The organism is Georgenia soli, from assembly GCF_002563695.1.
Classification (GTDB): domain Bacteria; phylum Actinomycetota; class Actinomycetes; order Actinomycetales; family Actinomycetaceae; genus Georgenia; species Georgenia soli.
Genome location: NZ_PDJI01000004.1, coordinates 1162726 through 1178193, shown reverse-complemented (window position 1 = coordinate 1178193; position 15468 = coordinate 1162726). Strand labels below are relative to the sequence as shown.

Annotated in this window: 12 protein-coding genes; 5 read left to right on the top strand and 7 right to left on the bottom strand. The window is 73.9% G+C overall.

The genetic code is table 11. From position 1 onward, the window contains the following. Positions 1 to 62: 62 nt before the first annotated feature. A complete protein-coding gene (locus ATJ97_RS06595) occupies positions 63 to 989 on the top strand; it encodes a type IV toxin-antitoxin system AbiEi family antitoxin domain-containing protein (RefSeq protein ID WP_098483053.1) in 927 nt (308 codons plus the stop codon). A 105-nt stretch (positions 990 to 1094) separates the two neighbouring features. On the opposite strand, the gene ATJ97_RS06590 is transcribed toward ATJ97_RS06595, so the two are convergent. After that, positions 1095 to 1814 (bottom strand): dienelactone hydrolase family protein, encoded by a 720-nt coding sequence (locus ATJ97_RS06590; protein ID WP_098483052.1) that lies wholly within the window; start codon positions 1812 to 1814, stop codon positions 1095 to 1097. 193 nt (positions 1815 to 2007) lie between these two features. Between ATJ97_RS06590 and ATJ97_RS06585 the strand changes: the two genes are divergently transcribed. Next, positions 2008 to 3117: a glycosyltransferase family 2 protein gene (locus tag ATJ97_RS06585; protein ID WP_211287071.1), complete on the top strand. Its 1110-nt coding sequence runs from the start codon at positions 2008 to 2010 to the stop codon at positions 3115 to 3117. Between the two features lie 166 nt (positions 3118 to 3283). Here ATJ97_RS06585 and ATJ97_RS06580 read toward each other — a convergent pair whose 3' ends face one another. The 5 genes from ATJ97_RS06580 to ATJ97_RS06560 form a co-directional block, all read right to left on the bottom strand. Then, positions 3284 to 3952: a polysaccharide deacetylase family protein gene (locus ATJ97_RS06580; protein WP_098483051.1), complete on the bottom strand. Its 669-nt coding sequence runs from the start codon at positions 3950 to 3952 to the stop codon at positions 3284 to 3286. A gap of 14 nt (positions 3953 to 3966) precedes the next feature. Next, complete coding sequence (locus ATJ97_RS06575) at positions 3967 to 4917, bottom strand: glycosyltransferase family 2 protein (RefSeq protein ID WP_211287070.1); 951 nt, start codon at positions 4915 to 4917, stop codon at positions 3967 to 3969. 2 nt (positions 4918 to 4919) lie between these two features. Next, entirely contained in the window at positions 4920 to 6356 is a 1437-nt protein-coding gene (locus tag ATJ97_RS06570; protein ID WP_098483049.1) for an O-antigen ligase family protein, read from the bottom strand. Further along, entirely contained in the window at positions 6356 to 7510 is a 1155-nt protein-coding gene (locus tag ATJ97_RS06565; RefSeq protein WP_098483048.1) for a YveK family protein, read from the bottom strand. The genes ATJ97_RS06570 and ATJ97_RS06565 overlap by 1 nt, the downstream gene beginning before the upstream one ends. 153 nt (positions 7511 to 7663) lie before the next feature. Continuing rightward, complete coding sequence (locus tag ATJ97_RS06560; RefSeq protein ID WP_170037174.1) at positions 7664 to 8527, bottom strand: glycosyltransferase family 2 protein; 864 nt, start codon at positions 8525 to 8527, stop codon at positions 7664 to 7666. A 313-nt stretch (positions 8528 to 8840) separates the two neighbouring features. Here ATJ97_RS06560 and ATJ97_RS19990 point away from each other — a divergent pair, with 313 nt between their 5' ends. Next, positions 8841 to 9824, top strand: coding sequence for a glycosyltransferase (locus ATJ97_RS19990; RefSeq protein ID WP_098483047.1), 984 nt, complete (start codon positions 8841 to 8843; stop codon positions 9822 to 9824). An 85-nt stretch (positions 9825 to 9909) separates the two neighbouring features. Here the strand turns inward: ATJ97_RS19990 and ATJ97_RS06550 are convergent, their stop codons facing one another. Next, entirely contained in the window at positions 9910 to 11724 is a 1815-nt protein-coding gene (locus ATJ97_RS06550; protein ID WP_245862211.1) for an ABC transporter ATP-binding protein, read from the bottom strand. Positions 11725 to 11941: 217 nt separating this feature from the next. On the opposite strand from ATJ97_RS06550, the gene ATJ97_RS06545 reads away from it, so the two are divergent. Together ATJ97_RS06545 and ATJ97_RS06540 are read left to right on the top strand one after the other, a co-directional pair. Continuing rightward, a complete protein-coding gene (locus ATJ97_RS06545) occupies positions 11942 to 14377 on the top strand; it encodes a hypothetical protein (protein ID WP_098483046.1) in 2436 nt (811 codons plus the stop codon). After that, positions 14374 to 15387 (top strand): glycosyltransferase family 2 protein, encoded by a 1014-nt coding sequence (locus ATJ97_RS06540; protein WP_098483045.1) that lies wholly within the window; start codon positions 14374 to 14376, stop codon positions 15385 to 15387. The genes ATJ97_RS06545 and ATJ97_RS06540 overlap by 4 nt, the downstream gene beginning before the upstream one ends. Positions 15388 to 15468: the final 81 nt, after the last annotated feature.

The window sequence follows — 15468 nt, the reverse complement described above, 5'->3', positions numbered from 1 at the left end:
GGATCCATCGTTGTCCACAGAGACCACCCGCATCGGACCGTGCGCACGGCACCGTGCGGGGCATGGAACCGACTCACTCCTCCGGACTTGTCCTCAGCGCCGACCTGACCGCTCAAGGGCTCGGGCCGGGGGAGATCCGGCGAGCGGTCCGGGACAACGACCTCACCCGTGTTCGCCGGGGCGCGTACGTGCCCGCCACCGCCTGGAACAGCGCGCGCCCTGAGTCCCGGTACCGGTACCTGGTCCACGCGACGGTCGCGGCGACCCGGACGCCGGTCGTGCTGTCGCACGAGTCCGCCGCCGTCCTGCACGGATTTCCACGGATCGGCTCATGGCCCACGGTTGTGCACGCGGTGCGGGAGCGGACGACGGGCGGTCGCTCGAGCACCACGGTCATCCGCCACGGTGTGCCCCGGATGCCGGAGGTCGTGACGGTCGACGGGCTGCACACCACCAGCGTCGCCCGCACCGTCATTGACCTCGCGCGCACCTCCAGCTTCCTCAACGGCGTCGTGGCGGCCGATCACGTGCTGGCGAACGGGCTGGCCACGAGAGAAGAGCTCGAGGTATCTCTGCTCGACGTCCGGAGAATGCACGGGCACCGCAGAGCCGAGCGAGTGCTGAGGTTCGCGGACGGTCGCGCCCAGTCGGTCGGCGAGTCGCTGAGCAGGGTGCGCATGCACGAGCTACGGCTCCCGGTTCCCGACCTGCAGGTGGAGTTCCGAGACGCCGCCGGCTTCGTCGCCAGGGTCGACTTCTGGTGGGAGCGGTTTCGCCTCGTCGGGGAGTTCGACGGACGGGGCAAGTACGTCCCGGGCGACGCCGACCCGCGGCTCGACACTTCGGAGATCGTGTACCGGGAGAAGTTGCGGGAGGACCGACTGCGGCGCCTCGTGTCCGCAGTGGTGCGCTGGGGCTGGGCAGAGGTGTGGAACCGGGAGCTCTTCGCCGGGACGATGGCGCGTGCCGGGCTGCACAGCGAGAGGTAGCTGGTCGAGATCATGCCCCAATGCGGTGCACGTTCCTTCTTTGCGTGCACGCTGCAACATGCGCGTAACGAAGCAACATGCACCGAAACGGTGCGGACAGACCGCCTACCCGGCGGGGAAGGTGCGCCGCAGGAAGTCCACCGTCTGCGCCCACGCGGTCGCCGAGGCCGCCGCGTGGTGGAACAGCGGGTGCGGGTTGTCGAACGCATGGCCGGCGCCGTCGTGCAGGTGGAACTCCACCTCCGGGCCGTCGACCGCTGCACGGATGGCCTCCACGGTCTCCGGCGGGATGTACGCGTCGGCGCTCCCGAAGTGGTGCAGGCTCGGCGCGGTGACCTGCTCGGCGAGGCCGAGCAGGTTCGGCAGCGCCGACCCGCAGTAGGACACGAGCACGTCGACGTCCGTGACCGCGGCGACGTTGAACGCCAGCCCGCCGCCGAAGCAGAACCCCATGACCCCGACGCCGCCACTCACCTCGGGCCGTCCGCGCAGCGCCGCGACGGCGTCCACGGCGTCCGCGACCGCGGCGTCCCAGTCCACCTGGCCGACCAGTTCCATCGCCTGGTCCAGGAAGTCCTCGCGCGACTCGTCCACCGTCGTGCGCCCGAGCCGCCAGTACGTCTCGGGCGCGAGCACCACGTACCCCAGCGCCGCCAGGTCCGCGCCACGCGCCCGGATGTACTCCGAGACCCCGAAGATCTCCTGCAGCAGCACCAGACCCGGACCGCTTCCCGACGGCGGCAGCCAGAGGTGGGCGGGCATCTCGCCGTCGGCGGTGGTCACGTTGACCGGTGTGGGCACGGTGCGGGTTGGTGTGCTCGTCATGCGGCCGCTCTCCTTCGGGTGCTCGATGCCTGCTAGCGCACCAGTGTGCCCGCTGAGGGGCCGTGGCGTCGGTCGGCAGGTAGCGGCGCCGGGGCCCTGGCGTCAGGCGACAGGTGGCGGGGCTGGGTCGTGGCGCCGCGATATTGCCGCCGAAGCACCCCGTCGCGGGGGCGCGGATGGATACCGTGCGGGGGTGGACCGCGCAGGAGTGGACCAGGCGTCGGCGGGACGGGCAGAGGTAGGGCCCGCACCGCCGGACGGCGTCGGCGTGGACACCGCGAGCGCGCTTCAGGACGCCGTGGCGGAGCGCGTCGAGCACGAGCCGGTCGGGTACTCGCAGGCCGTGGCGGAGGGCGTCGAGCATGAGTCGGTCGGGTACTCGCAGGCCGCGACGGAGCGCGTGGTGGTCGCCGTCGTGACCTACAACAGCGAGCCGTTGCTGCCAGGCCTCCTCGAGTCCCTGCCCGAGGGCATGGGTGACGTGCCCTGGGAGCTCGTGGTCGCGGACAACGCGTCCTCGGACGGCAGTGTCGCCGTCGTCCGGGAGCTGGCGCCCGAAGCGCGGATCGTCCAGATGGGGCGCAACGCGGGCTATGCCGCGGGGGTCAACGCGGCCGTGGCGGCGGCGGGGCCGCACACCGCGATCCTCGTGCTCAACTCCGACGTGCGCCTGGGGCCGGGGTGCGTGCCGACCCTGCTGCAGGCGCTCCGGGAGCCCGGCACCGGCATCGCGGTGCCCCGGCTCGTCGACGCCCACGGCGAGCTGATCGCCTCGATGCGCCGAGAGCCCACGCTGCTGCGTGCCCTCGGCGACGCCGTGCTCGGAACCGGGCGCGCGGGACGCAACGACGCGCTCGGAGAGATGGTCACTGACGGCCGCCGGTACGGCTCGGAGCAGACCACCGACTGGGCCGAGGGCTCCACACAGCTCATCAGTGCCGCGTGCTGGCGGCGGTGCGGACCGTGGGACGAGTCGTACTTTCTGTACTCCGAGGAGGTGGACTTCGGCCTGCGCGCCCGGGACGCCGGCCTGGTCACGCGGTACGTGCCGAGTGCCGGCGCTGTCCACCTCGAGGGCGGCTCCGGCAGCTCGCCGGGCCTCTGGGCCCTCCTGGTGACCAACAAGGTCCGCCTCTTCCGGCGTCGCCACGGACTCGCGCGCGCCGTGCCGTTCTGGCTCGTCGTCCTCCTTCGGGAGGCCAGCCGTGCCGCGCTCGGCCGGCAGAACAGCCGCGCCGCGGTGCGCGCGATGGTCAGCCCCCGCTGGCTCGGGGGCCGGCCCGGTCCGCACCTGCTGACCTGAGTGCCGCCGCCCGAGGGCGGCGGGCCGGTGGACGGCAGCCCGGGGGACGGCAGCCCCGCGGACGGCAGCCCGGGGGACGGTAGCCCGGGGACGGCAGCCCGGGGGACGGTAGCCCCGGGGACGGCAGTGCGGGGCACGCCCACGAGGCAGCACGTGCCCCGGCCGCTCACCGCAGACGCTTGACAGCTCCCTTGACGGACCGCTCCAAACGGCGCCCCAGCGACGGGGCGGCCAGCACCTCCGCGCGCAGCGAGGCCGGCGTGTCGGTCGCCCGGACGCTGAAGCGCGGCTGCAGCCACGCGCCGCGCCGCGCCGGGCGACGGTCGCTCGTGTGCACGGCGGCGTACCCGAGCGACCGCAGGCTCGCCAGCACCCTGCGGTCGTACTCCCCGCGCGGCAGCGCCGCCTCGTCCACGGCGGTGCCGGACAGGCGCGCGAGGTGCTCGCGCGCGTCGACGAGCTCGCGCCGGCGTGCGCCGTCGTCCATCCCGCGCCAGCTGCGGTGGTCCATGCCGTGCGTGCCGATCCGCATGCCGCGCGCGAGCAGCGCGCGGACGTCGTCGTCGGTCAGGCTGCCCGGGGTGCCGAGGCGGGCGGCGACCAGGAAGAACGTCGCGGTCAGGCCGCGCTCCACCAGCGGCTCCAGGCCGTGGTCGACGTCGGAGGCGTTGCCGTCGTCGAAGCTGAGGCGGACCTCGGGCCAGGTCGCGAGCTCGTCGAGGATGCGCAGGTACCGCTGGGTCGTGACCCAGTACCGCGCCTCCCCGTCCTCGAGCTCGCGACGCGGCGTGCCGATCCCGTGGAAGCAGACGTTCAGCACCGTCCCGTCGGCCACGGGCGCCCTCGCGCTCACCGGCTGCCCGCCGCAGCACCGGCCGCGCGGGTGGACTCGTCGCGCTCCCACACCTGACCCGCGCGCACGCGCGCGAGCGCCCCGGCACCGAGGGTCAGCAGCACGTAGACGATGCCCGCCGGCACGAGCCGGGGCTCGGGGACGACGACGTCGCGCAGCCAGGCCCACCGGTCCGAGCCCCGCACCTCGCCGGTCACCTCGCCGGTGCCGGCGGCGTCGCGCAGCTGCCGGGCGCCGGACCAGACCCGCACGAGCCGGCGCGTGAGGTCGCGGGTGCGCAGCGGCGCCGGGACGACCATGACCACGGAGTCGACCTGCCGCTTCTCGTGCCGGGCGAACTGGGCGTCGACGAACATGTCGTCGGAGACGAGGTCCGGGAATTCCCCGAACCGGGCGCGCCCCTGCTCGGACAGGGCGAACATGCCGCGGCCGAAGAGACTGCCCTCGAACGTGGGCAGCCGAGTGTTCACGGCGTAGTAGGCGCGGACCGGCCACGGGCGCCCCCGGGTGTCCACGGCGCGGCGAGGGGCGACGGCGAGCGGCAGGGCGCCGTCGTCCGTCACCTGCTCCGGTGTTCGGGTCTCGTCACTCGGCGCCTGCCGCAGCGCCCGGCAGAGCTCACGGACCATGTCGGGGCTCGCCTCGAGATCGGCGTCCAGATACACGCGCGGGAAGGCGGTGGTAGCCCGGTCGCCGACGTTGAGCGCCCTGGACTTGTTCGCCTCCCGGATCTCCACCACCCGCACGCCGGGATGACCGGCGGCCACCTGAGCGGTGCGGTCGGTGCAGCCGTTGGCGACCACCGTGATCTCGAGCTCTCCGGGCGTCGCGCCCGTGAGCAGCGCGCGCAGGCACCGTCCGATGACGTGCTCCTCGTCGTGCGCCGCGATGACCACGCTCGCGGTCGGTCGGGGAGCTGAGGACATCGGTGGGGGAGGTGCCGACATCGTCACGTCGTCCTTCCTGCGCCGAGCGCACTGACCTCGCCGGCCGCTCCCGCGGCGCCGGGCGTGACGGCCGCGGGCGTCGCGACGCCGGCCGCGACCACCGGCTTCCCGAGGCCCGCCGCCCCGGCACGGAAGCGGGCGATCGGCGAGGGCAGGGGCCTGCCGGTCGCGACGCCGTCGTGCCAGAGCGCACCCGCCACCCCGACAAGGAGGAAGAGCATCACGGTGACCTGGGCGAAGCTGAACAGGTCGAAGAAGGCGCCGGAGGCAGCGATCGCCAGGATCCCGGCGAAGACCGCCTGGGCGCGTGAGGCCGCCACCGCGTCGCCACGCCGGGCGGCGCCACGGGCGCTGGCGAGGGCGAGGAAGACCCACGCGAGGATGCCGGCCACCAGCACCAGCCCGCCCTCGACCAACGACATGAGGTACTGGTTGTCGAGAAAGATGTACTCCTCGGGGCGGAACGTGCCGAGCCCGTAGCCGAGGATCGGCTGTTTCTCGATCATGCCCGTCACCGCGGCGATGCCGTCGGTCCGCGAGCTGATGCTCGTGTCGGTCTCCGCGTCCGTGAAGGCGCCGAGCACCGTGCCCAGGAGCCCCGGGATCGCGGCACGGAACAGCAGCAGCCCCGCCATGCCGAGGACGAGGGCGGTGGCCCGCTGCCGCGGGCTGAGCACGACCGCGTAGGCCGCCACCGCGAGCATCAGCACGAGGACGCCGGAACGTGAGATCGACAGGGGGATGGACCCGATCACCCCGAGGGTGCTGAGGGTGGCGAGCTGGCGGCCCAGCCTGGAGGGAACGTACCGGGCGAGGTGGAGGCCGAGCGGCACCGCGGCCCCGGCGATCACGCCGAACTCGATCGGGTGCACGGTGGTGCCCTGGACCCGGAAGAAGTCACCGCGCGTCAGCTCGTCGTGGTTGCCGCGCGCGTCCAGACCCGGGAGCTGCAGCAGCTCCTCCCAGCTGAACGGCACGACGAACTGGGCGACCGCGATGAACGAGCTGAAGACCGCGCCCACGAAGATGCCCAGCAGCAGCGCGTCGCACAGCCGCGGCGAGGCGCTGGAGGCGACGCCGATCGCCAGCACCACGAGGGGGAAGAGCACGAGCGCGTAACGCAGGACCCCGGCCGCCTCGACGTCGCTCAGCGTGCGCAGACCTGCCGCGGCGAGGGAGAACGTCAGCCCGAGCAGCAGCAGCCAGCAGCCGACCTCGGCCGGCGACGTACGCCGCGGTCGCTGCCGGACGATCCAGCCCAGCGCGAACGCCCCCGCGATCCAGAAGACCAGGAGCCGCCCGGGCCAGCCGTTCGAGTGCAGCGGGCCGGCGATCACGAGGCTCGACGGGATGACGAAAGCGACCAGCGGCAGCGCCAGGACCGCGGCCCACGGGCCGGGCGGACGCCGTCCCGGGAGCGTCGGTGCCAGGGCGCCCATCAGGGCTCCGGGACGAGGGCCGCTTCCTCGGGGACGCCGCGTGCTCCGTTGGTCGGTGCGGCGCCGGACGCCCAGCGTCGGTCACCGGCCACGGGCACGGCCCGTCCCTGCCTGTCGGTGCGCCCGTTGCCCGACGCGTGCGCGGCCGGCTCGCCCGGTGTCGCGGGCGTCAGTGGGGTGCCGGGCGTCGCGGGCGTGGCGGCCGTCGGCCGGGCGACGGCGGAGGGGTCGGCGCCGGAGCGCACGCGCACCGGCTCGTCCCGGACCGCGGCCGTGCCGCTGTCGCCCTGACCTCGCCGTGCCGCGCGGCCGGCGACGACGATGGGCCGGGTGGTGCCGTTGGCCGGGGCGCTCCGCGTGGTGCGCGTGACCGCTGCGGCGCCGTCGGGCGGGCTCGTCGGCGCGGCACCGGCCGGAGCGGCGCGTCGCGCAGCCCGGGTGGCGGCCGGTGCCGGTGCGGCGGCCTCCGCGACGACGGCGGAGCCGCCGGCGTCGTCAGGCGCTGCGGGCGCCGCGGCCCCCTGGCGGCGCGCCTTCCGCCGGGCGAGCAGCAGGTCGAGCGTGGTCGCCAGCCCGGCGGCCACGGCGCAGCCCATCACGGCGATCGCGCCGGCGACACGCAGGCGGCTGGGCGTGACGTCCTCGACGGTGCCCGGCGGCACGGCGGGCGCCGTCCGGTAGCGCGTCTCCACGGGGGCGCCGGCGGTCTCCTGGAACTCGTTGAGAACCACGGAGGCCTCGGCCGTGACGAGATCGAGCAGTCTGCGGACGTCCGCCGGCGTGTTGGCGGAGGCCGTGATCTCCAGGATCGGCTGGGAGTTCGCCGTCTCGGCCAGGATCGTCTCGTTCTTCTCCAGGTCCAGCCGCTCCCGGAAGGCCGTGCTGTTGATGTTGCGCTTGAGGACCGCGACCGCGAACTGTGACCCGCCCTGCCCGGCGTAGGGGTTCTTGTCCTGGGCGAGCTCGTCCTCGGGGTCCGCGGAGGCCGCGAGGGTCTGCTCGAGGCTGGGCAGGACCACCAGCGAGACCATCCCCGTGTACACGGGCTCGACGGCCTTGTACGACTGGAACGCCAGCAGACCCGTGACCGCGACGACGAGGACCGTGACGTACCAGCGTCGCAGTGAGGCGCCGAGGATGCTGAACAGATCCATGTGATTCTCTCTCCTGCGCGCAGATGTGTGGCGCGGACGGTCGAGCAGATGCCTTTATCACTCGCTCGCCGACCGTACTCCGCGGCATGCCGCGTTGTGTCCGGATTGAGACCTCAGATCAGGGGGTCGGCGCGTGTCCCCGTCGAGCGAGGCTCACAGGTACCAGACCCGGTACCGCAGGCTGCCGGCCACCTGCCCGGCGGCCGCGGACGCGTTCTCCAGCCACCACCAGCGCACCTTCGGCAGCACGGGGACCAGCGGGAGCGCGACGGCGAGGCGCGTCCAGCGCAGCCCGACGCCGACCGTCCGCGGGCGCGGCATGCCGCGCTCGCGGTACTCGCGGAACAGGCGGGCGCGCGCCCGGCCGAGCCGGTACGCCTTCCTGGCGACGGCGGACCTCGTGTCCCGGTACCGGTAGTGGACCACCGCCGCCGGCGCGTACGTCAGGGAGTGCCCGGCGAGCTGCAGCCGCCAGCAGAGGTCGGTGTCGTCGGAGGCGTAGGTGAAGGTCTCGTCGAACCCGCCGACGTCCTCGAACGCCGACCTCCGCACGCCGAGGTTCGCGCTGATCGCACGTGGCAGGAACCCGGCGGAGACGGGGAGATGGTCGGGGTGGCGGGGCAGGTAGGACGCGCGGCCAGGGTTGAGCCGCTCGCTCTCGATCGCTCCGCCCGCCGCGTCGGCGCGCTCCAGCGCCGCGCACATGGCGCCGACCCAGCCCGGCCCCGCCTCGTCGTCGGCGTCGCAGAACAGCAGGAGGTCCGACGACGCGGCGGCCGCGCCCGCGTTCCGCGCGGCGCTGGTCCCGGGGCGCTCGCAGCGGATCACCCGGAGCCGGGGGATCTCGGCGGCGAACTGCTCGCAGACCTCGACGGTGGTGTCCGTCGAACCGTTGTCGACGACGACGACCTCCCAGGGGGCGTCGTACGTCTGCGCGCTGAGGGCCCGCAGCTGGGTCCCGATCGTCGCCGCCGCGTTCAGGGCGGGGATGACGACGCTGGCACGCACCTCGTCCATCTCGCCGAGCGTACGGATGAACCGCCGGTGCGTGGCCGGATTGGCGTGTGCACAGCAGGCCCGGCGAGAACGCCCTAAGTGCGCGTTTGCGCCGGTCATCGCGCACTTAGGGCGTTCTCGTCCCCACAAGCGAAGTGAGGGCGTTCTCGTCGGCACGAGTGAAGTGAGGGCGTACTCATCCTCGCGAGGGAAGTCACGGCGTTCTCCTCGGCGAAACCGGTCGACGGGACGGTCCCCCGCGGGATCATGAGGCCCGAGCTCGGCCACCGCCGACCGAGCCGCTGTCCCACGAGCTGCGACCTGGAGGGCCCCGATGTCCCGACCGGCAGGTTCCGACGGCGCGACGTCCGCCGGAGGTGGGGCCAGGCCGGCGGTCTCGGTCGTCATCGCGAGCTACAACCGGGCCGCCACGATCGAGCAGGCGGTCGCGAGCGTGCTGCGGCAGACGTTCACGGACCTCGAGGTCGTGGTGGTCGACGACGGCTCGACAGACGACACCGTCGCCCGGGTGCGGTCGATCGAGGACCCGCGCGTGCGGGTGCTGACCAGCTCGACGAACGCGGGGGTGAGCGCCGCGCGCAACCGAGGCATCGCGGAGTCGACCGGCGAGTGGGTCGCGTTCCAGGACAGCGACGACGAGTGGCTCCCCACCAAGCTCGAGAAGCAGCTGGCACGTCTCGCGCCCTGCGGGGCCGCGGACGACGGCCATCACGCTTCACCTGCCTACGTCGGCTCGTACTGCGGCATGCTCGTCCTGGGCGGCCTGCAGTCGGAGGACGGCGCCCGCATGCGCGTGCAGTACGTCCCCGAGTCGCGCCTGGGCCACCTGGACGGGGAGATCCTGCCGACGCTGCTGCGCACGAGCGTGATCAGCACGCAGACGATGATCGCCCGCCGCGACCTGCTGCTGCGTGTCGGGGGCTTCGACGAGGAGCTGCGGTCCCTCGTCGACTGGGACCTCGCCATCCGGCTGGCGCGCCTGGGCCCCTGGGCCTTCGTCGACGAGCCGCTCGTGCTCCAGCGCTTCTCCCATAACAGCCTCACCCACGACGTCCAGCGGCGTCTGCGCTCCACGATCCGCGTGGTGGGCAAGAACCGCGACCTCCTGGGCGCCCGGCCCGCCGTCCTGGCCGAGCACTACCGCACCATCGCCGGCGCCTACCGGCGGCTCGGGCAGTACGCCCAGGCGCGGGAGTACCTGCGCGGTGCTCTCGCCCTGCGCCCGGCCGACGGCGCCCTGTGGGCGGCGGCCGCCCTGACCGAGACGCTCGCGCTGCGGGGGCGGCTGCCCCGGTGACGGCGAGCCGCGGTGAACGCCGCGCTGCTCGTTGAACGCGGTGGTCCGGTCAGCGCGGTGCCTTCGGCGAACACCGCACCGCGGGCTACACCCCCGGCACCCGCGTGATGTCGCGGTAGAAGGTGTTCGTGGCGGCCAGGTCCGCCGGCGGCGCGAACGCCTGGAGCCGCCCGTTCTCGATGACCATGACCCGGTCGCACGTGGCGAGGGCGGAGATCCGGTGGCTCACCATGAACAGGGTGATCCGGCCCTTCAGCGCCTCGAGCGACTGGTGGACGAGGTTCTCGGAGCGGACGTCCAGCGCACTCGTCGCCTCGTCAAGGATGAGGACCTCGGGGTCGCCGGCCAGCGCGCGCGCCAGGCAGATCCGCTGCCGCTGACCGCCGGAGACGGCGGCGGCGCGCTGACCGACGACCGTGTCGTACCCCTCGGGCCACGACATCACCTCGTCGTGGAGGTTGGCCTTGCGGGCGGCGTCGACGATCTGGGCGTCGGTCAGCTCGGGGCGGTAGAACCGGATGTTGTCCGCGACCGTGCCCCACACCAGTTGCGCGGTCTGCGGCACGTACGCGATGCGCCGCTGCCACTGGTCGCGCCGGAAGCTGCGGGCGTCGACGTCGTTGACGAGCAGGGCGCCGTCGCTGGGGTCCCGCAGCCGCAGCAGGATCTGCACCACCGAGGACTTCCCGGAGCCCGAGGGCCCGGCGATCCCGATCGTCTCGCCGCGCTCCACGGTGAAGGTGACGTCGTGGAGCACCTGCGGGCCGGTGGGGTAGGCGAAGTCGACGGAGACCAGGCTCAGCCGGCGCACAGGAGGCAGGTCCTGGTCGCCGTCCTGCTGCGGGTGGCCGGAGTACTGGCCCAGCGCGTCCGCCAGCCGCTCCATGAAGGGGATCTTCTCGTCCATGCTCGTCGCCACGGACTGCACCTGCTGCCCGAAGGACAGCGCCCGGATGAGGATCAGCACCACGGCGCCGAGCGAGGCCAGGTTGCCCACGTCCATCAGCGAGATGACGATCAGGGCCAGCACCAGGAGCAGCAGCGCGACGCTCTGGAAGAGCGCCGGCACGGCCTCCGCCAGGAACCGGCTGCGTAGCAGCGGCGCCCGCACCCGGTCCACGAGCCGGTAGAAGGTCTCACGGTACGTGGGGGAGGCGCCGAACACCTGCGTCTCCTCCGCCATCAGGACGACCTCCTGGACGCCCTTGGAGTACTCGATGTTCTCCGCGCTCAGCTTCCGGGCCTGGTCCCGCAGCCGCCGCGCCAGCGGCCGCAGCCCCGCGAAGAGCAGGAGCGACGCCACCGCCAGGGCGACGGCTGCCGGCAGGTTCAGCAGGAAGGCCGAGACCACCAGCGTCACGAAGGTGACGAAGATCGAGACGCCGTTGCCGAGCGTGATGATCGCCTGGCTCACGATCGAGATGTGCGCGTTCATGAGCGACTGGAACTGGCCGTCCCGCTCCGACGCCTTGATCTCCCACGCCGCGCCGACGAACGCGTCGAACAGCTTGCGCCGCAGGTCGGCCATCGCCTGCGCCCCCACCCGGGCGGGGATGTAGGCGAGCAGGATGGACAGGCAGCCCCGTACCACGGCCATCGCCACGCCGACGGTGAGCACGGTGGGCAGGGGCGCGTCCAGGGCGATCGGGCCCAGGTCCGCCTGGACGTCCCGCGAGCCGGTGGCCAACGAGGCGGCGACGGTGGCGATGAGCGCGATGAGGCCGGACTCGACCAGCCCGGCCACGAGGGAGAGGCCGGCGAGCACCACGATGGCGAGCCGGGAGCTGCGGAAGAACGGGGAGAGCCGCAGCCACGCCCCCCACGTCTTGCGGGCCACCTCCAGCGGGTTGGCGCGCCTCGCCGACTCCTGGTCCCTCGGGTCCGACGATGGTTCGGCCACGGCTTCCTCCAGGCCCTGCGGCGGTGCCGGCGCCCCGTTGTGCGGACGCGCTGACGAGCGGGAACGGACGCCCCCGCGGCGGTGCGGAGCGTCCGGCTGCCCACGGAGCGTAGCCCGCACGTCCGTCCGGTGAGGGCGAACCGAGCGGCCGACCGGAGACGAAATCAGGTGGGCAAAGCCCGGTTTCGTCCCGGCGCCCGCACCTACAGTTCCGGGCATGGAGCTGACGGCGCTGTTCTCCGAGGACACCCGCGTCCTCGAGCTGGGCGCGTCCTCGCCCCGCCTGGCCGAGGCGCTCGCCGCGGCCGGGTTCCGCCGCTACCTCGGCCTCGTCGAGCCCGGCTCCCTCGAGGACGTCCGACGGCGGTCGCCGGGCCGGGAGGACCGCCTGCACCCGCTGGCGGGCCCCGAGGTCGCGCAGCGCTGCTCCACCGACGTGCTGGTCCTGCGCGAGCCGTACGTCCGGCTCGCCTGGGCGGTGCGCGACCTGTCCGCCCGGTACGTCGCGGTCGAGGTCACCCCCGGTGCGCGGGCGGAGCTGCGCGCCGCCCGGCTCGCCGCCCGGCTGACCGGTGACGCCACCGACCTCGGCCGGCACCGCTGCGGTGGCGCCGACTTCGACGTCGTCGAGCTGACGACGCCGCCGCGGCCCCGGACCCGGTGCTACCTCTCCGAGGTCGTCGGCGTGGCGGGCCTGCCCCGGCTCCTGGACGACGCCGGCGTGCACTACGCCGTGCTGCGCTGGTTCGAGGCCCTGCCCGACCTCGCCCCCGGTGAGGACCTGGACATGCTCGTGGCCGACGACGACCTCGAGACCTTCCGCGCCGTCCTCGCCCGCGAGCCGGGCACCATCCCGGTCGACCTGTACAGCGAGTCCGGCCTGCCGGGCTCGGACTTCCGCGGCGTCGCCTACTACCCGCCCGACCTCGCCCGCGGCCTGCTCGACCGGGCGACCGTCCACGCCAGCGGCTACCGGGTGCCCGCCCCCGGGGACCACCTCGCCTCGCTCGCGTACCACGCCGCGTACCACAAGGGGGAGCGCTCGGGACTGCCGTCCAGGCTCACCGCGACCGCGGCGGACCCGGAGCACGACTACGTCTCGGCGCTGGGCCGGGTGGCCGCTGCGCAGCACGTGGACCTCGACCTCACGCTCGAGGGGGTCGACGCCCACCTGCAGCGCGTGGGCTGGAAACCCTCGCCCGACACCCTGCGCCGGCTGGCGGAGGACAACGCGTGGCTGCGCCGTCGTCTCCGGCACGGGAGCGCCTCGCCGGAGAGCGGCGGGGAGGAGATCGGCAGCCACGAGCACGGCGCCCACGAGACCGGCGGCCACGATCACGGCCGCCACGAGAACGCCGCGGAGGCAGAGCTCCCCGAGCTGGCCGTCTTCTTCGTGCGCGAGCGCGCCGAGTCGGTGCTGGGGACGGCCGACGTGCTCTCGGTGCTGGCCGGCCTGGAGTTCGAGGTGCTGGCCGCGGACGCGCTCGACCCCGCCGCCCGCGCCCGGTGCACCCGCGCGGTGCGCGGCGGGAACTGGGGGCGCGGCCCGTTCGCGGTCAGCGGCGGCGAGCCGGTGCGCGCCGTCGTCGCCCTGCACTACGGGCCCCGCCCGCCCGACCCGGTGGTGGCTGCCCGGTACCCGAGGCTGACGAACTCCGACGTCCTGCTGGCCAAGAACGTGCTGCGCGACCATGTCCTCGCGGCTGTCGGCGAGCGGGAGGCGTTCAACCCGGTGCACTCCTCCGACGACGAGGACGAGGCCTGGGAGTACCTCGCGGCCGCGCTGCCGCACCGGCTCGAGGAGCTGGCCGCCGTCGTGCGCGGGCGCAAGGACGCCTACCGGACGACGGTGCCCGTGGTGTCGGTGCTCAGCCGTGGCAGGCGGGCGAAGGTGGAGCTGGTCGACAACGGCGGGGGGCAGGAGGTCCGCAAGACCTTCGGCGCCCACGCTGTGCGTCACCTCGAGCGGGAGGTCCGGGCCCTGCGCGAGCTCGGGGCCCACGTGCCCGCCGTGCCCCGCCTGCTCGCCACCGGCGAGAACTGGTTCTCCCTGCCGTACTACCGCAACGTCCTGCGGATCCCGGACCGTCCCGACGGCTCCCTGGTGCCGCTGCGGCACGCCCGGCAGATGGTCGAGGTCCTGCGTCAGGTCCACGCCCGCGGGGCCGACCTCATCGACGCCAAGCCCCAGAACTTCCTCCTCGACCCCGAGCACGGCCTGAAGGTGGTGGACCTGGAGTTCTACCACCGCTACGACGGCGAGCCGCCCGAGTTCCCGTCCATCTACGCCTTCGCCGGGGTGCCCGAGGACTTCGACGGAGACGTGCCTTACGGGGAGATCTCGTACGCCGCGCGGTGGTACCCCTTCGTGGGGCTGAGCCTCGACGCGCTGCTCGAGGACCCGGTGTGGCTGCAGCACGGCAGGCGGACGCTGTACCGCCTGCGCTGGGTCGCGGGCACGCCGCGGCGGGTCGCGCGCTCCGCCGTCGACGAGGGACTCGGCCTGGCGCGCCGGACCCGTCGGTTCCTCGGGCGCCACCAGCGGCAGTGGGCGCGCCGGCGCGCGCTCGTGCTGGTGCGGGCGGGGACGACGAGGCAGCAGCAGCTCGACATCGCAGGTCCGGGGGTCCGCACCGAAGGGATCAAGGCATGAACGAGCACGCAGGCGCGGTCGGGACGCAGAGCCCCGCGACCGCCGTCGGGACGCAGAGCCCTGCGACCGCGGTCGGCACGGAGAGCCCCGCGCCCGCCGTCGGGACGGAGCACGAGCCCCGCCACGACCGGCCGTTCGTGTCGGTGGTGATCCCCGTGTACAACGACGTCGACCGGCTGCGGCTGTGCCTGGACGCGCTCGCGGCCCAGGACTACCCGGCCGACCGGTACGAGGTGCTCGTCGTGGACAACAACTCCGACCAGGACCAGTCCGCGGCCATGCCCGACGACGAACGATTCCAGCTGCTCCACGAGGAGCGCCGCGGGTCGTACGCGGCACGGAACACGGCGCTGCCGCTGGTGCGCGGCTCCGTCGTCGCCTTCACGGACAGCGACTGCCTGCCCGCGCCCGACTGGCTCAGCCGGGGTGTCGCGGCGCTGCGGGCGGACCCTCGGCCCGACGCCGTGGGCGGCGCCATCCGGATCTTCTTCGACCACGGACCGCGGCCGCGGTCCGGGCCCGAGCACTTCGAGGCGTACAACGAGTTCCAGCAGCGCAAGTACGTGGAGGAGTGGTCGTTCGCGGCCACGGCGAACCTCTTCGTCGACGCCGCCACCCTCGCCCGGGTCGGCCCGTTCGACGCGAGCCTGCAGTCCGGGGGCGACCTCGACTTCGGCACCCGGCTGGGCCGTTCCGGCGCCCGCCTGGTCTACGACGACGACACCGTGGTGAACCACCCGGCCCGCAGCACCTGGCAGGAGCTGGGGCGCAAGACGCTGCGGGTGGCCAACGGCATCGCGGACCGCAACGCCCACCAGGGGCGCCGGCACGCGCTCGGCCGCGCCGTGAACGAGGCCCGCGGCGGCGTGACGATCTGGTTGCGGGTGTGGGACGGGTCGCGGCCGGCTCCTGCACGGGCGGCCGACAAGGTGCGCTACGCCGCCGCCTTCAGCTACGTACGGGCACTGCGGACGGCGGTCCACCTCGGGCGGTTCGCCACCGGCCGGTGAGGGGCCTGCCCATCGGGCGGTAGCCCGCCCACGGGGCAAGGCCCGCCCACGGGCCAAGGCCCCCCACGGGGCAAGGCCGCC